A 20600-nucleotide genomic window follows, 5' to 3' on the forward strand; every position below is an offset into this window, starting at 1 on the left:
ATCAGCCAGGTGGTAGAAGCGGGAAGGAAACGAGCGATGACGGCCGTCGGACAGGATTCATTGGGGACCCGCAGCACGTTCGACGTCGGCGGCCGCTCCTACGCTTATTATTCGCTCGACAAGGCGAGCCAGCAGCTCGGCGACATTTCCCGGCTGCCCTTCTCGATGAAGGTGCTGCTCGAGAACCTGCTGCGCTTCGAAGACGGCGACACGGTCACCCGTGACGACATCCAGGCGATCGTCGACTGGCAGCAGGATCGCGGCACCCAGGCCCGCGAGATCCAGTACCGGCCGGCCCGAGTCCTGATGCAGGATTTCACCGGCGTGCCTGCCGTGGTCGACCTCGCTGCCATGCGCGATGCGATGGCGAGGCTCGGCGGCGACCCGCAGAAGATCAATCCCCTCGTGCCCGTCCATCTCGTCATCGATCATAGCGTGATGGTCGACGAGTTCGGCACCCCCAAAGCCTTCGAGCGGAACGTGGAGCTCGAATATCAGCGCAATTTCGAGCGCTACCAGTTCCTCAAATGGGGGCAGACGGCGTTCCGGAACTTCGAGGTCGTTCCTCCGGGCACGGGTATCTGCCACCAGGTCAATCTGGAATATATCGCCCGCGGAGTCTGGTCGTCGACCGACGAGAAAGGCGAGGAGGTCGCCTATCCGGACACTCTGGTGGGTACCGACAGCCACACGACGATGGTGAACGGCCTTGGAGTCCTCGGCTGGGGCGTCGGCGGTATCGAGGCCGAGGCGGCGATGCTCGGCCAGCCGGTGTCGATGCTGATTCCCGAAGTGGTGGGTTTTCGACTGACCGGGCAGCTCCGCGAAGGGATCACCGCCACCGATCTGGTGCTCACGGTCACTCAGATGCTCCGCAAGCACGGCGTGGTCGGTCGCTTCGTCGAGTTCTACGGGCCGGGGGTTTCCGCGCTCAGCCTTGCCGATCGTGCCACCATCGCCAACATGGCGCCCGAATATGGGGCAACGTGCGGCTTCTTCCCGATCGACGGGAAGACGCTCGATTACATGCGTCTGACCGGCCGCCCGGACGATCAGATCGCACTCACTGAAGCCTATGCCAAGCGACAGGGATTCTGGCTCGACACCTCGGCGCCGGAACCGGTCTTCACCTCGACTCTGGACCTCGACATGTCCACCGTCGAGCCGAGCCTGGCAGGACCCAAGCGCCCACAGGACAAGGTCGTTCTGTCCAAGGTGGACGACGAGTTCATCGCCAATTTCACGACGGAATATGGCCAGGACATCGGTCGGCTGAAGCAGCGCTGCGACGTCGATGTCGACAATGACGGCGAGCTCGAAACGGCGGAAACCCTCGGCCACGGCGACGTCGTCATCGCCGCCATCACCAGCTGCACCAACACCTCCAATCCGGCGGTTCTCATTGCCGCCGGCCTCGTCGCCCGAAAGGCTCGGGAGAAGGGGCTCACCCGCAAGCCCTGGGTCAAGACCAGCCTCGCGCCGGGCTCCCAGGTGGTGACCGACTATCTGGTGAAATCGGGGCTCCAGGACGACCTGAACGCACTCGGTTTCAACCTCGCCGGTTATGGCTGCACGACCTGCATCGGCAATTCGGGCCCGCTGCCCGAACCGATCAGCAAGGCGATCCACAAGAACGATCTCGTCGCTGCCAGTGTCCTTTCCGGCAACCGCAATTTCGAAGGGCGGGTCTCGCCGGACGTTCGCGCCAACTATCTCGCCTCGCCACCGCTCGTTGTCGCCTATGCGGTCAAGGGGACGGTCATCGAAGACATGGTCGAATGCCCGATCGGCAAGGGCAAGGATGGCGAGGATGTGTACCTGAAGGACATCTGGCCGACGAACGAGGAGGTTCGCCGCCTGATCGATCAGCATGTGCACGGCGAGATGTTCCGTTCACGTTATGCCGACGTCTACAAGGGCGACGAGCGCTGGCGTGAGATCGAGGTAGCCGGAGGCGACACTTATGGCTGGCCGGCGGGCTCCACTTACATTCAGAACCCGCCTTATTTCGAAGGCATGTCGATGACTCCGACGCCGCCGTCCGACATTGTCGGTGCGCGTCCGCTCGCCATTCTCGGCGACTCGATCACCACCGATCACATCTCGCCCGCCGGAGCGATCAAGCTCGACAGCCCGGCCGGCAAGTATCTGACCGAACATCAGGTCGCCCGCACCGACTTCAATTCCTACGGCGCCCGCCGGGGCAATCATGAAGTGATGATGCGTGGCACCTTCGCCAACATCCGGATCCGCAACAAGATGGTTCCGGGAATCGAAGGCGGCGTCGCTCGCCACGTTCCCACCGGCGAGAACATGGCGATCTACGATGCGGCGATGCGCTACAAGGCCGAGGGGACGCCGCTGGTCGTGATCGCCGGCAAGGAATATGGCACCGGCTCTTCGCGCGACTGGGCCGCCAAGGGCACCAACCTGCTCGGCGTCCGGGCGGTGATCGCCGAAACCTATGAGCGCATCCATCGCTCGAACCTGGTCGGCATGGGCGTCCTGCCGCTGCAGTTCGTCGGCGAAGTGCCGGAATTCGACGGGAACGAGACGTTCACCGTCACCGGTGTCGCCGATCTCCAGCCGCGCCAGGAGATCGAGGTCAAGGTGAGGAAGGCCGACGGGAGCGAGACGAGCTTCACCGCGCGGGTCCGGATCGACACGGCCAACGAGCTGGAATATTTCCGTCACGGCGGCATCCTCCACTACGTCCTCCGGCAGCTCGCCGGGAATGGCGTCGCCGCCTGACGCGCCGTATGCGGCCTGCTGCGGCCAGCGCTGGCGCGTTGATCGTCCAGAGGCGAGACGCGACCGGGGCAGGGGTGGGGTTCGCCTGGTGACGGGATGCTGATCCTCGTCGAAATCGCGGGCTGGGCCGGGGCCAGCCTGATCCTGCTGGCTTATCTGCTGCTGTCGATGGGCAAGGTAACCGGCGACTCTCCAGTTTATCAGGCGATGAATGTGGGCGGGGCCGCGGGATTCATCGTCAACGGCTGGTGGCACGGGGCCATCCCCTCCGCCACGCTCAACTTGGTCTGGATGCTGATCGGCTCCGCAGCGCTCTGGCGGATCGCCCGAAGAAAGCGTCTCCCGGCGCCGCCCGGCGCGCCACCGCCCTAGGAGCTCGAATGCTGGTCGACCTCAGCCACGATATCGAAGCTGGAATGACGACCTACAAGGGCTTGCCGGGGCCGCATATTTGCGACTTCTGGACCCGCGAGGCTTCGGCCGCCAGCTTCGACGACGGCTCCACCTTTCAGATCGGCCGGATCGACATGGTGGCCAATACCGGAACCTATCTGGACTCGCCCTTTCACCGCTTCCAAGACGGCGCCGACCTCGCCGCTCTTGATCTGGCCCAGCTTGCCGCGCTGCCGGGGATCGTCGTTCGATCCGAAGCCATGGCGCTCGATGCCGAGCGGCTCGATGGACTGGACGTGGCGGGAAAAGCGGTACTGGTCCATACCCGGTGGGACCGGCACTGGCGCACTCCGGCTTATTTCGACAACCATCCCTTCCTGACCGAAGCCGCGGCGCATTTGCTTGTGGAGCGAGGAGCCGCTTTGGTCGGGATTGACAGCCACAATATCGACGACACCCGCACTCGCGCCCGGCCGGTACATTCGATCCTGCTCGGGGCCGGGGTGCTGGTCTGTGAGCATCTGAGCAATCTCGGTGCCTTGCCGGAGGGCGGCTTCACCTTCAGCGCGGTTCCGCCGAAGATCGTCGGAATGGGGACTTTCCCGGTCCGGGCCTTTGCTAAGATTCAGCACGGTTCTGGCCGGACCTGAACCGGAGCGGCCGGAGTCAGAGAGCTTCAGCCAACCAGCCAGGAACGATCGCGCCGACCAGGTCGTCGACCCGCCGGTGCTCCACCGCCACGCCCAGTTCCGGATAATGGATTCGGGCGCGATCGCCGGGCCGGTCTGTCGGAACCACGACCAGTCGCCGGTTGACCTTGTTGCGGTAGTTCATCCGGGCGGTGTTTTCCTGGCCGACATAGCAGCCCTTGGTGAAGCTCACCCCGTTGAGCTCCTTGGCATTGCACTCCAGCCAGAGGGTCTTGTCGGAGCCGAGCTCCGCGACGCCCTCGGTGACTCCGAGCGAGAGGCGATGCGCAAGCCATCCCTCCGCCGGGTCGCCCGGCGCCGCCAGCCAGCGAACGCCCAGCGATTCGAGGCGAGGATCCGGTGAAGCCTCGCCCTCGACCGCCCAATGCACGCCCAAGCCGGTCTCGATCCCGATCCGGATCGGGCGGCGCAGCCGGTACAAAGTGAGTCGCCGCACCAGAGCCTCGGCCTGGTCTGCTTCGCAGTCGATCAGAACGTCCTGGCCGTCGGACCAGAGGATGAAGTCGAACAAGGCCTTGCCCTGGGGAGTCAATAGTCCGGCCCAAAGGGGACGATCGGGCGTCAGCCGGCCCACATCCTGAGTGACCAGCCCCTGGAGAAAGCCCTCCACATCCTCTCCCGACAGACGAATCAGCGAACGATCGATAAGGGTGGTCCCGGCCATCCCGAGCAGTTAGGGACGAAACCGCTCGAAATGAAGGCAGGAAGCTCTTGATCGATCGTCTCGTCCTCCGTCGTCCCGACGACTGGCACGTTCATTTGCGCGACGGCGAGATGCTGGAGGCCGTGGCCGGCTATACGGCGCGCCAGTTCGCGAGGGCGATCGTGATGCCCAACCTCTCGCCTCCGGTCACGACCGTCGCCGCGGCCGAAGCCTATCGCCAGCGGATCCTCGCCGCCGTCCCGTCGGGCATGGATTTCACGCCGTTGATGACCTGCTACCTGACCGACGGAGCCGATCCCGAAGAGATCGAGCGGGGATTCGCTGAAGGCGTGTTCACAGCCTGCAAGCTCTACCCGGCCCATGCGACGACCAACTCCGCTCACGGTGTGACCGACATCGCCAACATCTACCCGGCGATCGAAAGGATGCAGCGGATCGGAATGCCGCTGCTGATCCACGGGGAGGTCACCGATCCCAACGTCGACATTTTCGACCGCGAAAAGGTCTTCATCGAGCGAACCTTTGCGCGGCTGGTGAGCGACTTTCCGGAGCTGAAGATGGTCCTTGAGCATGTCACCACCGCCGAAGGCGTGGACTTTGTCGGCGGCAGCGGGGCGAACATCGCCGCAACCGTCACCCCGCAGCACCTGATCATCAACCGCAACGCAATCTTCGAGGGCGGGATCAGGCCGCACGCTTATTGCCTTCCGGTGGCGAAGCGCGAGCATCACCGTCAGGCGATCCGACGTGCCGCCACTTCGGGTTCACCCAAATTCTTTCTCGGCACGGACAGTGCGCCTCATGCCGTCGAAAAGAAGGAGGCTGCCTGCGGCTGCGCCGGGATCTTCAATGCGCCGTTCGCGCTCGAAAGCTACGCGACCGTGTTCGAGGAAGAGGGGGCTCTGGATCGGCTCGAAGCCTTCGCGTCCGAGAACGGACCGCGCTTCTACGGCCTGCCGCTGAACGAAGGGAAGGTCGTTCTGGAACGCGCGGAATCATCGGTGCCACAGGATCTTCCCGCCGCCGGGACCCGGCTCGTGCCTTTCCACGCAGGGGAAAGGCTTGGCTGGCGCTTCAGCGGCTCGGCCTAGAAGGGCAGCCAGCGGTTCCGTTCGCTGAAGCGCATATATCCCGCATTGACGCCGAGGCGCAGCCCGACGCCGAGTCGGATCGGGATCAGCACCACGTCCCCGCGCCGAAGATACTGGGCAGTGAAGCCGCCGACGAAATAGGCGTTTCCTTCGGCGCCGGGATAGCGCTTGAACAATTCCTGGCTGTCATGGAGATTGTAGACCAGCACGAAGACCTTGTTGGCGTCGGCTCCCATGTCGAAGCCGATCGACGGCCCCGTCCAATAGACTGGCCGATCGCCTTCGATCCGGTGATGAAGGGTGCCCGATCCGTAACGAACTCCGACCACCAGCGCGCCCCCTGCCTCCTGTCCGGAAATGTAGGCGACGGGTTCGCCCTGATCGCGAAGGATGCGCTCCAGCAATTGACCGAGGCCCTCGGCACCGCGCCCGAAAACGCCCTCAGCGGCCGTGAAAACATCTTCTCGCGGAACCGTCTCGACCGGTGCGGTGGTGGCAGGCGCGGCCGCGGTGCGATTCTCGGTCTGGGGCGTTTCGATCGGAGCCCAATCCGATTCGGCCGGCGGGCTCGATTCCCACTGCGGGTCTTCCCACTCCGGTTCGGGAGCCGACCGATATTCCTCGGCCCGGTTCGGATCGATCGTCTGGACCTGCTGGGCCGCGGCCGGCGCGGCAGCGGCGAACGCCGCCATTGCGGCGATTTTCAGCAAGCTTCTCAACATCATTCAATTCCCCACACGCTCTTCATTATAGATAACGCGAGCGACTCTTGACCGGCAATGAACGGGCGGCGAGTCGAGTCGATCATGCGGCGGGCCGAGTCGGCAAGTGCCGGTTGAACCTTTGAAATCGCGCCTATATAGGCCTCTGCCTTGGGGCCATCTTCCGGAGACGTGGGTGAGTGGCTGAAACCAGCGGTTTGCTAAACCGCCGTAGGGGGATTACTCCTACCGAGGGTTCGAATCCCTCCGTCTCCGCCACCTCGCGCTGATCGGTTTTCCTCCATCGCTCCTGACTCGAAGCTTCTCTTCAGGTACGCATTGGGCGAGACAAGCGGTGCACCGGCGGCTCGATCTTTGTCGGTGCGGGTTCCTCGCAAGCTTGCCCGGCAGCAATGCCGTTTGAACAGCCGTCAAACCTCGATTAGCCTTCGAAAAGTTCGGGTGGGGCGGCCATCGCAATGATCCTCAAGGCGTTCCAGCACAGGTCGTGGCGAGTCGTCTCGCTCAGCCGACTCGTGCTCGCGCTCGTCTTTCTGGTTGGAATATGGCTCGATCCAACTCAGCCTTCACGGCTCGCCGGACTGGGCTATTGGTTGCTCGCCGGTTATTTCCTGGCCGCTGCAGGATTACTTGCGTTCACGTGGAGCGATTGGCGACTGGAAGCGCGACTTGCCGGTCCGGTCCATTTTGTCGATTTGGTTCTGTTCACGACGCTGGTCTTCATGACCGAAGGTTACAGCAGCCCCTTCTTTCCCTTTTTCGTCTTCATCATCCTCTCGGCTGGTGTCCAATGGGGCTGGCGCGAAACGGCTCTGACCGCCGCTTTGGTTGTGCTCCTTTTCTTTGCTGCAGGACTTGCCGCGCTTGCTTGGCATGCGGCAGACTTCAACGTACGGATTTTCATCTTTCGCAGTGCGTATCTGGTGGTCCTGTCTTTGGTGCTGGTCTGGTTTGCACTCAATCAGCGGCCGGCCAAGCTGACGCGGCTCCCTCAGCCGAAAATGACGCGGCCTGACCGGCCTACCGAGCCACCCGTCGAGCAAATCATAAACTATGTTGCCGCTCGAGTGGGAGCGGGGCGGGTGCTGTTTGCCTGGTGGAGCCACGAAGAGCCTTGGACACATGTCAGTTGGAAGCCTGACGGTGATCTGAAGGACCGGAAATATTCCCCGGAGACTTTTGCTAGCCTGATCGAGCCTTCCCTGTTGAACGCTCCTCTCATCTTCGATCTTGCTCGCGACGAGGTTCTGGTGCGTCGAGTCCCGCGTCGCCGGCGCCTCCTGACCATTCCGCGTGCGGTGAATTCGAACTTCGCCGGACAATTCGATGTTATCGATGGATTGGCGATCCCCGTCGATTCCGACGGCTTCGGCGGCGTGATTTTCGCGCTCGATGTCCCGGGCTTATGTTCCGACGATCTCGACGTGGCGGAGACGATCGGCGAGGAAGTTTCAGCGGCGCTCGAGCGATCGTCGGTCATGGTTCTGCTGGAGGAGGGCGTGGAAAGTCGCGCCAGGCTCGCTTTGTCGCGTGACCTTCATGATTCGGTGCTCCAACTTCTGGCCGGTACGGCTTACCGCCTGGAAGGAATCCGAAAGGCGGCCGCATCGGCCACGAACGTCGACGCCGAGATCGAAACGCTTCAGCGGGAACTCGCCGTTGAGCAGCGGCAGCTCCGATCGCTGATCGCCGATCTCCGAGGCACCCAGACAGCCGGTGTCGCAACCGAACTTCAGCAGAGCCTGCGAGAGCTGACGGAACGCATGTCGAGGCAGTGGAATGTGAACTGTAGCCTGGATCATTGTCCTTCCGATCTTCGGGCGTCGGTCGTGCTGGAGCGAGATTGCCAGCAACTGGTTAGGGAGGCCGTGGCTAACGCGGTGCGGCACGGCAAAGCGAATAATGTCGCGATCCGAGTTGATGCCTGTGAAGACTCGATCCGGCTCATTGTAACGGACGACGGGACGGGCTTTCCAAACAAGGGCAGCGTCTCGTCGGAAGAAAGCGGGGCTCCCTGGTCACTGAGCGAACGAGTCAAATCCCTCGGGGGGAATCTTGCACTTGTGACCGGCAAGGAAGGTTCTCAGATTGCCATCTCCCTTCCGCTGGGTCGAGTACGATGACTCGGATATTGGTTGCCGACGATCACCCGATCATCCTGTCCGGCATCGATGCCATTCTCCGGGACACGCCCTACCGCGTGGTTGGCAAGGTGCTGGACGGGGTCTCGGTTGCGCCGGCCGTGGATCGACTTCGACCGGACATTCTGATCCTCGATGAACGTCTGCCCGGCATGAGCGGCATCGAGGTGGTGCGACATCTTCGCGCCCAGTCCCAGGATCTGCCGATCGTGCTCCTCACTGCCGAAATCGGCGGACAGCGCCTGCTGGATGCACTTGTCTTGGCTGTTCAGGGAATCGTTCTCAAGGAGAGCGCGCAGGACCGCTTGCTCACCTGCCTGAACGAAGTTGTCAGCGGTAGTCGCTGGATCGAACCGAGCTTGCTTCAGCAGGCCCTCGACCTGAAGATGCGAGGAGGTCCGGAAGAAACTTGCCTTGCTGCTCTAAGCCCGCGCGAAAGGGCGATTGCTGAACTGGTGTCGCGCGGCCTTCGAAATCGCGAGATCGGGGTGCAGCTTGGCCTGACCGAAGGGACGGTGAAGGTTTATCTTCACCGGATCTATGAGAAGCTCGGCGTCGCGAGCCGGACCGAACTCGCGCTTCGAGTTCGGGAAGAGACCCTGACCTGAACGGGCGATCAGCCCAACATCAGTCGAAGAGTTTTGAAGCGACCGTTCGAACGCACAAGTCTCTACCGACCATTCGCCACTCGCCCGCCTTTCCCTCCCCAGAAGGCCACCCACTGTTGCGCGAGAGCAACGCCGCTAAATTTTCGCTCGTGGTTCGACGGGCTTTGTGTCCCCTCACTCCGGAGCCCTCCTCGGGAAAATAACGAAGGTTAATGGTCGACTATAACCTTCGACAAATCGTGGCGCCCACAATCGCCTGATATCAACTCGAACATCTGAGTGGTGTGGGGCTTCGTCCATACGGGAAGAGCCGCTGGGCCGGCCGACCGCCACAAGAGGCGCGCAAGCATTGATCCAACCCAGAAGGGGGCAAGAATGATCGGTTTCCAGACCAAGAACGTTTCCCTGCATGTTGCTCTGATGAGCAGTGCGGCAGTTGCATTTGCCTCGCCTGCTTATGCCCAGCCGCAAGACCGAACGAACGACCAGCCGTCGGTTCAGGCCGAGGCTGATGCGGCTCCGGACGCTCAGGATCGCGGTGGCGAATCCATCGTCGTCACGGGTTCGCGCATTGCTCGCCGCGACCTTACTTCTACCAGTCCGCTCGCGGTCGTGCAGGACGAGGAGTTCCGACTGACCGGCGCAGTCAACGTCGAGCAGGTGATCAACACCTTGCCGCAGGTCATTCCCGGCACCACGGCTTTCTCGAACAATCCCGGTGGCGGTTTCGCCACTTTGAATCTCCGTGGTCTCGGCACTCAGCGCAACCTCGTTCTGGTCAACGGTCGGCGCTGGATGTTCTATTCGACGAACCAGGTGGTCGATCTCAACACCATTCCGCAATTCATGATCGACAGCGTCGATGTCGTGACCGGCGGTGCTTCGGCCGTCTACGGCTCCGACGCTCTCGCCGGCGTGGTCAACTTCCGCCTGCGGAGCGATCTTGAAGGCATGATCGCCGGCGGCCAATATTCGATCACCGAGGAGGGCGATGGCCGTCGCTACAATGCCTATGTCGGCATCGGCACCCAGTTCGCCGATGGCCGCGGCCATGTCGCGGCCTTTGCCGAATATTACAATCGCGGTCAGATCATGCAGTCCGACCGTGATTTCTCCCGCTGCGCTCGTGGCGAGTCCGCCGGAGCGCTGATCTGCCAAGGCTCGGCGAACGTTCCCCAGGGCCGTTTCGTCGCTCCGGGCACCGTGACCCTGCCGGCTGTCGGCGGGAACGCCGCGACCACGTTGAACATCGCCGCCGGAACGAGCTTCCCAGGCCTCGGTGCCTTCTTCGGGACCCCGGGCGTCGCCCGCCCCTATGTGGCGGCGACCGACGCGCACAATTTCGCCCCCGAAAACTATCTGATGGTTCCCCAGGAGCGGTGGCTGCTCGGCGGCTATGCCGAATATGAGGTGGCCGAGGGGATCAACGCCTATACCGAGATCAGCTACGTCAACAGCACGACCGCGAACGAATTGGCGGCGACTCCGATCACCCAGAACGTCGACATCAATCTGGCGGCGATCCAGGGTTTCGTGAATCCGGCCACTTTCGCTCAGCTGCAGCAAATCTCGGCGAACCAGCTTGCCGCCAACGCTGCGGCAGCAGCCCGCGGCAATACGCTCCCGTTCGGAGCTTTCAGCTTCAACCAGGGCGGCGCCCAGGTGAGCGTTCCCGCGCTTGCGCCCGGCTTCGTTCGGCTTGAGGTCAATCAGCGCGTCACCCAGGTGGGCTCGCGGAATACCGAGTTCGAGAGGAACGCGTTCCGCACCTTGTTCGGGATCCGCGGCGACCTCACGGACACGCTGACCTACGACGTCTATTATTCATTCGGGCGCACTCGAAACTCGAATATCCAGGAAGGGAACATCTCGCGTTCCGCTTTCTACAGGAACGTCTCGAATGGCACCTGCAACGTGTTCGGCGGAGGCCAGCTGAGCCAGCAGTGCATTTCGAACATCTCGATCCTGGCTCAGAACGCCGAAATCTCTCAGCTCCAGGTGGCCCAGGCCAGCCTCTCCGGACCCCTCTTCCAGTTTGGCTGGGCTAACGATCCGGTGGCCTTCGCCGCGGGCGTGGAATGGCGGAGCATGCAGGGAAGATTCATCCCCGACACGGCGCTTTCCTCGGGCGATGTCGTCGGCTTCAATGCCGGCAACCCGACCGCCGGCAGCTACGATGTGAAGGAGGTCTTCGCCGAGATCCGCGTGCCCATCATCCAGGACAACTTCATTCATCGCCTGGAACTGAACGGCGCTGCCCGCTATTCCGACTACTCGCTCGAAGCGGTCGGCGGGGTATGGACCTATGCGGTAGGCGCTGAGCTTGCGCCGATCCGCGACGTCACGCTCCGCGGCCAGTACCAACGGGCGGTGCGTGCACCGAACGTTCTGGAGCTGTTCGGTGGACAGCAGATCGGTTTCCCGCAGGCGACCGATCCGTGCGCCGTGCCGGCTAACGCGAATCGCGCCGACGCTGCGACGATCCGTCAGCTTTGCATCGCGACCGGTGTTCCTCAGGCGGCGGTGTTCACGTCCGCTCTCCAGCCGAACCCGCAGATCCAGGGGACCTTCGGCGGAAACCCGGACTTGCAGGAAGAGGTGGCGGATACCTGGACCGCCGGTGTGGTCTTGCGTCCCCGGTTCATTCCAAGGCTCAACATCACCGTCGATTATTACGACATCGAGATCGCCAATGCGATCGCTTCGGCCGCCGGCGGCGTCGCCAACATCCTCAATCTCTGCTACTTGACCATTCAGGACATCAACAACCCGCTCTGCCAGTCCATCGTCCGCAATCCGCTGACCGGCGTCATTTCGGGCGGACAGTTCGTGGTTCGTGCCAACAATGCCAATCTCGGCGCTTTGCTGACCAACGGCGTCGACATCCAGGTCGACTATACCCAGCCGCTGGGCTTCAGCCTGATGGGTGCGGGCGAATCCCGATTGAGCTTCTTCGCGCTCGCAACCTGGACGGATGAGAACGATTTCATTCCGGTGGTCGGCCTGCCGACGGTGAATCAGTGCGCGGGTCAATTTGGCAGCACCTGCGGTGAGCCGACGCCTGAGTGGAAATGGACGAGCCGTCTCTCGTGGGTCGACGGACCGATCACGACTAGTGTCCGCTGGCGGCACGTCAGCGCCGTCAACGACGACGCGGCGGCGGTTCGCGTGGTCGAGCGGATCCCCGCCTTCGACTATTTCGACCTCGCCTTCGCTTTCGAGGTGAACGACAACCTCACGTTGAACATGGGCGTCAACAACCTTTTCGATAAGCAGCCGCCGGTCATGGGTCCGAACGCTCAGCAGGCGAACACCTGGCCGGGCACTTATGACGTGCTGGGACGCGACTTCTTCATCTCCGCCAACCTTCGCTTCTAGGTCGGTCCGGAGCAGAGTTCAGGGAGACCCCTAGCCTCCCTGCTATCGGATGGACCTCCATCCAAGTGGGCCGAAGACGCTCAAGCGTCTTCGGCTCCTTTTTTCGCGCGTGGCAGCGATCCGCCCGCGGCACGCCCACTCCTTCAAGCTTGCCTTTGACGCGTGGGTGCCGCGTCGGCATTAGGGCGCAATGCTGAGCCTCGTCTTCATTCGCGAAAATCCGGATGCCGTTCGTACCGCCGCCGAGCAGAAAGGCGTGTCGCTCGATCTCGAGGCTCTGCTGGCGCTCGACGGCGAAGTGCGGGAGCTCAAGACTCGAGTCGACGAGCTTCGACGGAAGCGCAACGAGATCAGCGACGGCTTCAAGAGCGCTCCTCCGGAGCAAAGGCCGGCGCTCGGTCAGCGGGCCAAGGCGATCGGAGCGGAAATCTCCGGAACCGAGGCGTCGCTCGGCGAGAAGCAGGCCGCCCTCGACGCGCTGCTTCTTCGGGTTCCGAACCTTCCCTGGGAGGGGGCGCCCGTCGGGCCTGACGAGACGTTCAACACCGTCGTTCGGCGCGAAGGCGAGCTGCCGCGGTTCGATTTCGAGCCGCTCGACCATGTCGCGCTGGTCGAGAGGAACGACTGGGCCGATCTGGGCCGAATCACTCAGGTGGCGGGGTCGCGGACCTATTGCCTGAAGGGCCGCCTGGCGCTGCTCGAGCAGGCGTTGATGCTGTGGGCGCAGAAGCGGCTCGCGGCCGACGGCTTCACCCTGATGACCGTCCCTTCGCTGGCCCGACCGCAGGCCTTCGTCGGCACCGGGCACTTTCCGGGGCACGAGGAAGAGGCCTACCATGTTCCCGCGGACGAACTGTATCTCGCGGGCACTGGCGAAATCGCGCTGACCGGCCTTCATTCGGGCGAGATCATCGAAGCCGAAAAGCTGCCCATCCTTTATGCCGGCTACTCGCCCTGCTTCCGGCGCGAAGCGGGAAGCGCCGGTCGCGACGTGCGCGGCCTGCTCCGGGTCCATCAATTCTACAAGCTCGAACAATATGTGATCTGCCGCGACGATCCGGAGGAAAGTGCCCGCTGGCACGCCCGGCTGCTCGCCAATGCCGAAGCCATGCTTCAGGCGCTCGAAATCCCCTATCAGGTGATCGAAGCCTCCACCGGGGACATGGGGACCGGCAAGTATCGGATGAACGATATCGAATGCTGGGTACCGAGCCTCGGCAAGTATCGGGAGACCCACAGCTGTTCCACCTTGCACGACTGGCAGGCTCGTCGGGCCAATCTTCGCTGGAGGGACGAGGAGCGCAAGGTCCGCTTCGTCCACACGCTCAACAACACCGCCTTGGCGACGCCCCGCCTGCTCGTTCCGCTGCTGGAGAACCACCAGACGGCTGACGGGCGCGTTCGGCTGCCGGCCGCCCTCCACGAGCTGATGGATGGCGAGTATCTCTAGATCGGGCCGAGATCCCGACTCGCTGCCTCCGTCACGATGGCGGCTGCTGATCGAAGCCGCCTTCCTCCTGCTTCGATTCTATCGCTCCTTCGGTCATCTCGGCCAGCGCGGTCCGGCGGACGGCCCCAGGCTGATGGTGATTCCGGGTTTCCTTGCCACCGATCGGACCACGCTTGGGCTTCAGCGTGCCCTGGCCGGAGCGGGGTTCCGGGTCACCGGCTGGGGCATGGGAATCAACACCGGCGTCCAGGTGGACACGCTCGACCGGATCGTCGAACGGATCGAGGATTTCGGCGGCGGCGAACCCGTCACCCTGGTCGGCTGGAGCCTCGGCGGCGTCTATGCCCGGGAAGCCGCCAAGGTCCGCCCCGATCTGGTATCGAGCGTCGTCACCCTGGGATCGCCTTTTTCCGGGGACCGGCGAAACAACAATGTCTGGCCGCTCTACGAGCTGGTCGCCGGTCACCCCGTGGACGATCCTCCGATCAAGACGGTGCTCGAGGAGAAACCCCCGGTTCCGACGCTTGCGCTCTGGTCCCGCCGCGACGGCATCGTCGCGCCCTGCGCCGCCCGGGGCGAGCCGGGCGAAAGCGACCGGCAGATCGAGCTGGACTGCAGTCACATGGGCTTCGCCGTCAGCGCCCGGGCTTTTCCCACTATCGTCGACGCGATCTGCACTTTCAGCGGAGGAACGGCGCCGCGACCTCGGCTGGAACACGGATCGGACGCCCCGTCTTTTTGTCGATGATCGCCCAGGTCGTCTTCGCTCGAACGCGCCGCCGTCCGTCCGCCCCGACGAACTCGACATGCCGGTCGAAACGGGCGCCGCGAGGCGCTTCGCCGACCCAGGTCCGGCCGATGACCATTTCGCCGGGGCCGACCGCCCTCAGATAGTCGATCTCGTGGCGGGTCACGACCCACACATAGGCATCGACATGCGCCGGAGCTGCGACGGCGCGCCAGTGAGCGGTGGCCATGTCCTGGATCCACCGGACCCAGACCGCATTGTTGACGTGCCCCAGCTCGTCAATGTCCTCGGGCGCGGCGGTGATCTCCCGTTCGAACGGAGTCATTGAAGGCTCCAAGCTCCTCAGCCATCGAGGACGTCATAGAGGCTGAAGCGTCAACGCCCGCTCTCGTCCGTCCCCATCTGGGTGAGGATGAAGGCGTAAGCCTCGGCAATCTCGCGCAGCCGGGTCCATCGTCCCGACTGGCCGCCATGGCCGGCGCCCATGTTGATCTTGAGGAGCAGCAGATTGTCGTCGGTCTTCGTGGAACGAAGGCGCGCTGCCCATTTGGCCGGCTCCCAATAGGTGACCCGCGGATCGTTGAGGCCGCCGGTGATCAGTAGCGGCGGATATTCCTGTGCCCGGACATTGTCGTAGGGCGAATAGGAGCGGATATATTCGAAGGCTGCCCGGTCGGTGATCGGATTGCCCCATTCGTTCCACTCGCCGGGCGTCAGCGGCAGGCTCTCGTCGAGCATCGTGTTGAGCACATCCACGAACGGCACGTCGGCGACCACCGCGCCCCAGAGGTCCGGGTCGGAATTGACGACGGCGCCCATGAGCTCGCCGCCGGCCGAGCCGCCCTGAATCGCGATATTGCCGGGACGGGTATAGCCCTGGGCCACCAGTCCGCGCGCCGCATCGACGAAATCGTTGAAGGTGTTGGTGCGACGGTCGAGCTTCCCGTCCAGATACCATTGATAGCCGAGATCGTCCCCGCCCCGGATATGGGCGATGGCATAGGCATAGCCACGATCGATCAGGCTCAAGCGGTTGGTGCTGAACGCCGGGGGCGTTGCGATCCCGTAAGCGCCGTAGGCGTAGAGGTAGAGCCGTCCCTGGCCGTTGCGCTCGAAGCCGCGTTTGTAGACGATCGACACCGGGATCTGCCGGCCGTCCCGTGAAGGGACCATGATCCGCTCCGTCACATACTGGCTCGGATCGTATCCGGACGGGATACGCTGGACCTTGCGGGTTTCCAGTCGGTCCTCGGCGGGATGATAGTCGTAGACGGTCGGCGGAGTGACCAGAGAACTGTAACTCAGCCGGTAGGTCGCCGGATCGAATTCCGGGTTGGCGCCCAGCGAGACGGTGTAGCTCGCTTCCTGGAACGGGATCCGCTCCTCGGTTCCGTCATAGGATCGGAGCCGGATCTGATCGAGGCCGTTCACTCGCTCGGTGATGGCGAGATGGTCGGCAAAGGCGGTGATCCCGCGCAGATACACCTCGTCGGAGCCGGCAATGACGGTCCGCCAGTCGCCCGGCCGTTCCGGCGTGGCTTCGGCAAGACGGAAGTTAACATGCTCGTCATTGCTCAGGATCCACAGCTTTCCATGGCTGGAATCGACCGAATATTGGATGTTCGGACGACGGGCGGCGACGAGGAGGGGTTGGGCCAACGGATTGTCGGCGGGCACCAGTCGGATTTCGTTGGAAACATTCTCGCCGGTGTTGATGACGATGTAACGGCGATCCTGAGTTCGGCCGACGCCGACGGTGAAGGCGACATTCTCCGTTTCTTCGTACAGCGTTCGGTCGTTCTCGGTCGGCTCGCCCAGCCGGTGCAGCCGCGCCCGGTAGCTGCGCCAGTTCTCGTTCACTTCGGTGAACACGACTCCCCGGCTGTCGGCGGTCCAGACCGGCTGGCCGATTCCGACCTCGGTAACGGTCTCGACATCCGCTCCGCTGGCGAGATCGCGGATGCGCAGCTGGAAGCGCTCCGAACCGTCATCGTCGACGAGAATTGCCGCGTAGCGGCCGTCCGGACTGATCTCCATCGCCCCGAGCCGGAAATATTGCTTGCCTTCGGCTTCGCGCGGCTCGTCGAAGATGATCTGGGGCTCGCCACCGGCGACCGGCCGCCGATACCAGGTGCGATACTGCGCGCCCGGCTCGAACGCCCACCAGTAGAGCCAGTCGCCGTCCTTCACCGGCACCGAGCTGTCGTCTTCCGGGATTCGCCCGCGCATCTCCTGGAACAGGGTTTCGATCAGCGGCTGATGCGGCTGCATCGCCGCTTCGAAATAGGCGTTCTCCGCCCGAAGATATTGGAGCACGTCCTCGTCGTCGATCGTCGGATAGGACTGGTCCTTGAGCCAGTGATAGGGATCGTCGATCCGGATCCCGTGGCGCTCGAAGGAATGGGGACGCTGCTCGGCCCGCGGCGGAGCGGGAAGGTCGGACGTTCGGGTCATGGAGTCTCGTTGCGGCTGGGTTTGCGATTGGGCGGCGAGCGGCGCCGCTGCGATCAGAAGGCAAAGTGCGACTAGACGCATGCTTGTTCCCCACCCCCGCGCGGGCTGGCGCGCCGCGCTCTTCAGTATTAGGGAAACGGCGATAAAGACCAATTGGGAAAAAGCCAAATGTCCAGCTATGAGGCCCGGCTCCAAGCTTTGCGCGAGCAGTTGAAGTCAGACCGTCTCGACGGTTTCGTGGTGCCGCTGACCGACGAGCATATGAGCGAGTATGTCGGCAGTTATGCCCAGCGTCTGGCCTGGCTGACGGGCTTCCAGGGCTCGGCCGGATCCGCCGTGGTGCTGCCCGAGGAAGCGGCCATCTTCGTCGATGGCCGTTATACTCTCCAGGTGCGCGATCAGGTGGACGGGCGGCACTGGAGCTACCAGTCGGTGCCGGAGACCAGCGTCGCCGATTGGCTGAAGGCCCATGCGCCCGGCGGCGCCCGGATCGGCTATGATCCGTGGCTTCACACCAAGGAGTGGGTCGTCAAGGCGCGCGAAGCCCTTGCGGAAAAGGGCGCCGAGCTGGTCCCGGTGCCGCGCAACCCGATCGACGCCGTGTGGGCGGACCAGCCGGAGCCGTCGCGTGCCCGGCTCGTCGCTCATCCCGAGCGGCACGCCGGCAAGTCCTCGGCGGCTAAACGCCAGGAAATGGCCGATTCGCTCAGGGAACAGGGCGCCGACTCGGCCGTTCTGGCGGCGCTCGATTCGATCGCCTGGACCTTCAACGTGCGGGGCCAGGATGTCGAACATACGCCGGTGGCGTTGTCCTTTGCCCTCGTCCATGCCGACGGCACCGCCGACCTTTTCGTCGCTTCCGAGAAAATCGGCGAGGATGTGCGGGCGCATCTCGGCAATGGCGTTCGGTTGCACGAACGGCACGAATTCGAACCGCAACTCGCCTCGCTCGGCGGGAAGACCGTCATCGTCGACCCTGAGCGGTCGGTGGCGGCGATCTTCGAAGCGCTGGAAAAAGCCGGCGCCCGGATTCTGGCGAAACGCGATCCTGCCGTCCTGCCAAAGGCGATCAAGAACGACACCGAGATTGCCGGCCACCGAGCCGCTCAGGCCCGCGACGGCGCGGCCCTGGTGCGTTTCCTGCACTGGCTGTCGATCGAAGCCCCCAAAGGCGGAGTCGACGAACTGAGTGCAGCAGCGAAGCTGCAGGATTTCCGCCGCCAGGGCGGCGACCTCAGGGACCTCAGCTTCGACACCATTTCAGGCGCCGGACCGAACGGAGCGATCGTCCATTATCGCGTGACGGAGGCGACCAACCGGCCGCTCGAGTTGAACTCTCTCTATTTGGTCGACAGCGGTGGGCAATATCCGGACGGAACCACCGACGTCACCCGCACCGTCGTCATCGGAACGCCGACCGCCGAGATGCGCGATCGCTTCACCCGGGTGCTGAAGGGCCACATCGCCGTCGCCTGCGCGCTCTTCCCCGACGGCACCCGAGGATCGCAACTCGACAGCTTCGCCCGGCAATATCTGTGGCGCGCCGGCCTGGATTACGCCCACGGCACCGGCCATGGGGTCGGCAGCTTCCTGGCCGTCCATGAGGGGCCGCAGCGCATTTCGCCGGTCGGAAGCGGCCAGCCGGGGGGCGACGAGCCGCTCAAGGCCGGAATGATTCTCTCGAACGAGCCGGGCTACTACAAGACGGGCGAATATGGCATCCGGGTCGAGAATCTGGTGCTGGTCGTTCCGGTGGAGGTCGAGGGGGCAGAGAAGAAGGTGCTCGGCTTCGAAACGCTCACCTTTGCGCCGATCGACCGCAACCTGATCGAAGCCGGCCTGCTCACGCCCGAGGAGAAAGCCTGGATCGACGACTATCATGCCAAGGTGCTGGAGGTCGTCGGGCCGAAGCTCGAGGGCGAACCCCTCGCCTGGCTCGAAGCGCAGTGCCGGCCCCTGGAAGATTAGGCGAATGTGGGAGCAGGCCTAGGCCTGGCCGCTGCCGTCGTCCTTGGCTTCGCTCCGGGACTCTTGGGCTGAGCTGCGCGCCTGTGCCTTGCGGCGGCGCAGATTCTCCCTGAGGGCCGCGGCGAGCCGCTTGGCGCGCTCTTCATCCTTTCCGGTCATTCGCTCGGCTTAGGACCGGCATCGGCGTTCGGCAACGATCCACACCTGCCGGGACGGATTGGCGGCCGCTTCGACTCCGCGAGAGGTCGGGAGCGATCAGCTTGCGGCGAGGCGCCTTGACACTATATCGCCGCAGCGGCCATAGCGCCGCCTTCCGCGAACGACGTGCTGCCGTAGCTCAGTGGTAGAGCGCATCCTTGGTAAGGCTGAGGTCGTGAGTTCAATCCTCACCGGCAGCACCATCGTTCCGGAGCCGCTGATCGCGATCAGCGGGCGAACTGCCGATCCTCGATTCGGATGCGCTCGGCCGCCTTGGCGGCGAAAAGGTTGGCAAGCTCCCGATGGCGCTCCTGCGCCTGCGGCGTGATGGCGCGGGCGGCCCGCAACTGTTCTTCGGCGGCCCGCCGCGAATAATAGCGATAGTCCGATTCCATGCCGTCGCCTCCCCTCGACTCGGAAATACGTAACACAGGCGATCCGAATTTCCGAATCGGGTCGCCGGTCGCCAGCGGCGGCCCGCCTCAGCGGGTTCCGGCCCGCTGGACGAGCATGGCAAGCACGGCCGGGTGAAGCGGCCGTTCGAACGCGCATCCGACGAAATGGCCTTCGGACCAGACCACCTTGGCATGGCTTGCCTCAAGCCCCGGCAGACGCAGCCAGACGTCGGTTCCGATGCACAGTTCCAGATGGGTCGCGACCCGGAAGCCGTGGGTGGACAGGTCCATCACTTGTACCGAAACTCCCGAAGCGCCGCGCTGGCGCAGTCCGGCACCGAACTCGACCGCTACTCGCTCGGCCTGCCGGCCCGCGGGCTTGGTGTCCCCGGCCGGCCGATCGGTCGAAAGTTCGCCGGCCAATGAACCGCTCTGGTCTGACGAGCCCCAGGAACAATGGTCGGCGAAATCCGTCATCGGCAAACCTCAGATGTCGTCCGGCACGGCGAGGCCGACCGTCACTCCCCAGGCTCGGGCGAGCCTGCGATCCTTGTCGCTCAGCCCCTCATTGAGGCCGGGCCGGCGGAACCGTCCGCTGCTGTCGCTGCTCTGGGGACGGCGAAGCTGGACCAGAACTTCGGACTCGTCGATCATGTAGTGGAATTCCAGCCCGACCCGATTGGTCCCGGACCAGGCGACCCGGGCGGGAACAATGGTCGAGCCACGCGAAAAGACCACTTCGGCGCCGACCGGCGGAACATTACTGCACTCGACGAGCGCTCCCTTGCGGGAAAGGTCGCGAAGGCGGCAGTCAATCTCCCCGTTGGGCGTCTTCAACCTCGCCGAAAGCAGGACACGCGCCCGCTTCGCCGAGCGCTTGCCGCCGGCAACCGGAGAGATCACCACTTTATCGACGCCCATTTCCCGTC

The 20600-nt window shown here is 63.8% G+C and carries 18 protein-coding genes and 2 tRNA genes; 12 read left to right on the plus strand and 8 right to left on the minus strand.

Translation table 11 applies throughout. The features are described from left to right. Positions 1 to 36 precede the first annotated feature (36 nt). The 3 genes from acnA (at position 37) to ACRYLT_RS07105 (ending at position 3794) form a co-directional block, all read left to right on the plus strand. Positions 37 to 2751: an aconitate hydratase AcnA gene (gene acnA / locus ACRYLT_RS07095; protein ID WP_482663387.1), complete on the plus strand. Its 2715-nt coding sequence runs from the start codon at positions 37 to 39 to the stop codon at positions 2749 to 2751. 96 nt (positions 2752 to 2847) lie between these two features. Beyond that, positions 2848 to 3123: a CBU_0592 family membrane protein gene (locus ACRYLT_RS07100; protein WP_482663388.1), complete on the plus strand. Its 276-nt coding sequence runs from the start codon at positions 2848 to 2850 to the stop codon at positions 3121 to 3123. 8 nt (positions 3124 to 3131) lie between these two features. Continuing rightward, on the plus strand, positions 3132 to 3794 hold the full coding sequence (locus ACRYLT_RS07105) for a cyclase family protein (RefSeq protein ID WP_482663389.1): 663 nt from the start codon (positions 3132 to 3134) through the stop codon (positions 3792 to 3794). A gap of 16 nt (positions 3795 to 3810) precedes the next feature. Here ACRYLT_RS07105 and ygfZ read toward each other — a convergent pair whose 3' ends face one another. Next, positions 3811 to 4518 (minus strand): CAF17-like 4Fe-4S cluster assembly/insertion protein YgfZ, encoded by a 708-nt coding sequence (gene ygfZ / locus ACRYLT_RS07110; protein ID WP_482663390.1) that lies wholly within the window; start codon positions 4516 to 4518, stop codon positions 3811 to 3813. A gap of 47 nt (positions 4519 to 4565) precedes the next feature. On the opposite strand from ygfZ, the gene pyrC reads away from it, so the two are divergent. Then, entirely contained in the window at positions 4566 to 5609 is a 1044-nt protein-coding gene (gene pyrC, locus ACRYLT_RS07115) for a dihydroorotase (protein WP_482663391.1), read from the plus strand. Here the strand turns inward: pyrC and ACRYLT_RS07120 are convergent. Then, on the minus strand, positions 5606 to 6331 hold the full coding sequence (locus ACRYLT_RS07120) for a DUF1134 domain-containing protein (protein ID WP_482665417.1): 726 nt from the start codon (positions 6329 to 6331) through the stop codon (positions 5606 to 5608). The two genes, pyrC and ACRYLT_RS07120, sit on opposite strands and share 4 nt — an antisense overlap. Positions 6332 to 6496: 165 nt before the next feature. On the opposite strand from ACRYLT_RS07120, the gene ACRYLT_RS07125 reads away from it, so the two are divergent. The 6 genes from ACRYLT_RS07125 to ACRYLT_RS07150 all read left to right on the plus strand — a co-directional run bounded on the left by ACRYLT_RS07125 (position 6497) and on the right by ACRYLT_RS07150 (position 14656). Then, positions 6497 to 6589 (plus strand) — tRNA-Ser (locus ACRYLT_RS07125). A 200-nt stretch (positions 6590 to 6789) separates the two neighbouring features. Beyond that, positions 6790 to 8454, plus strand: a complete 1665-nt coding sequence (locus ACRYLT_RS07130; protein ID WP_482663392.1) for a sensor histidine kinase — start codon at positions 6790 to 6792, stop codon at positions 8452 to 8454. Then, a complete protein-coding gene (locus tag ACRYLT_RS07135) occupies positions 8451 to 9080 on the plus strand; it encodes a response regulator (RefSeq protein WP_482663393.1) in 630 nt (209 codons plus the stop codon). The genes ACRYLT_RS07130 and ACRYLT_RS07135 overlap by 4 nt, the downstream gene beginning before the upstream one ends. Positions 9081 to 9455: 375 nt before the next feature. Further along, complete coding sequence (locus ACRYLT_RS07140; RefSeq protein WP_482663394.1) at positions 9456 to 12458, plus strand: TonB-dependent receptor domain-containing protein; 3003 nt, start codon at positions 9456 to 9458, stop codon at positions 12456 to 12458. Positions 12459 to 12648: 190 nt separating this feature from the next. Continuing rightward, entirely contained in the window at positions 12649 to 13908 is a 1260-nt protein-coding gene (gene serS / locus ACRYLT_RS07145) for a serine--tRNA ligase (RefSeq protein WP_482663395.1), read from the plus strand. Then, positions 13892 to 14656: an esterase/lipase family protein gene (locus ACRYLT_RS07150; RefSeq protein ID WP_482663396.1), complete on the plus strand. Its 765-nt coding sequence runs from the start codon at positions 13892 to 13894 to the stop codon at positions 14654 to 14656. The genes serS and ACRYLT_RS07150 overlap by 17 nt, the downstream gene beginning before the upstream one ends. On the opposite strand, the gene ACRYLT_RS07155 is transcribed toward ACRYLT_RS07150, so the two are convergent. Together ACRYLT_RS07155 and ACRYLT_RS07160 are read right to left on the minus strand one after the other, a co-directional pair. Then, positions 14589 to 14981 carry an acyl-CoA thioesterase gene (locus tag ACRYLT_RS07155; RefSeq protein ID WP_482663397.1) on the minus strand — a complete coding sequence of 131 codons (393 nt, stop codon included), beginning with the start codon at positions 14979 to 14981 and terminating at the stop codon, positions 14589 to 14591. The genes ACRYLT_RS07150 and ACRYLT_RS07155 overlap by 68 nt on opposite strands. Before the next feature lie 50 nt (positions 14982 to 15031). Then, positions 15032 to 17110 carry a S9 family peptidase gene (locus ACRYLT_RS07160; protein WP_482663398.1) on the minus strand — a complete coding sequence of 693 codons (2079 nt, stop codon included), beginning with the start codon at positions 17108 to 17110 and terminating at the stop codon, positions 15032 to 15034. 168 nt (positions 17111 to 17278) lie between these two features. On the opposite strand from ACRYLT_RS07160, the gene ACRYLT_RS07165 reads away from it, so the two are divergent. Continuing rightward, entirely contained in the window at positions 17279 to 19078 is a 1800-nt protein-coding gene (locus ACRYLT_RS07165; RefSeq protein WP_482663399.1) for an aminopeptidase P family protein, read from the plus strand. A gap of 18 nt (positions 19079 to 19096) precedes the next feature. Here ACRYLT_RS07165 and ACRYLT_RS07170 read toward each other — a convergent pair whose 3' ends face one another. Continuing rightward, positions 19097 to 19237, minus strand: a complete 141-nt coding sequence (locus ACRYLT_RS07170; protein WP_482663400.1) for a hypothetical protein — start codon at positions 19235 to 19237, stop codon at positions 19097 to 19099. A 167-nt stretch (positions 19238 to 19404) separates the two neighbouring features. Between ACRYLT_RS07170 and ACRYLT_RS07175 the strand changes: the two genes are divergently transcribed. Next, positions 19405 to 19479 (plus strand) — tRNA-Thr (locus tag ACRYLT_RS07175). A 24-nt stretch (positions 19480 to 19503) separates the two neighbouring features. Here ACRYLT_RS07175 and ACRYLT_RS07180 read toward each other — a convergent pair. The 3 genes from ACRYLT_RS07180 to ACRYLT_RS07190 all read right to left on the minus strand — a co-directional run bounded on the left by ACRYLT_RS07180 (position 19504) and on the right by ACRYLT_RS07190 (position 20592). Then, positions 19504 to 19671, minus strand: coding sequence for a hypothetical protein (locus tag ACRYLT_RS07180; protein WP_482663401.1), 168 nt, complete (start codon positions 19669 to 19671; stop codon positions 19504 to 19506). A gap of 87 nt (positions 19672 to 19758) precedes the next feature. After that, complete coding sequence (locus tag ACRYLT_RS07185; protein WP_482663402.1) at positions 19759 to 20148, minus strand: PilZ domain-containing protein; 390 nt, start codon at positions 20146 to 20148, stop codon at positions 19759 to 19761. 9 nt (positions 20149 to 20157) lie between these two features. Continuing rightward, on the minus strand, positions 20158 to 20592 hold the full coding sequence (locus ACRYLT_RS07190; RefSeq protein WP_482663403.1) for a PilZ domain-containing protein: 435 nt from the start codon (positions 20590 to 20592) through the stop codon (positions 20158 to 20160). Between the last annotated feature and the right edge of the window lie 8 nt (positions 20593 to 20600).

It is taken from the genome of Sphingosinicella sp. SM1-17 (genome assembly GCF_056821765.1).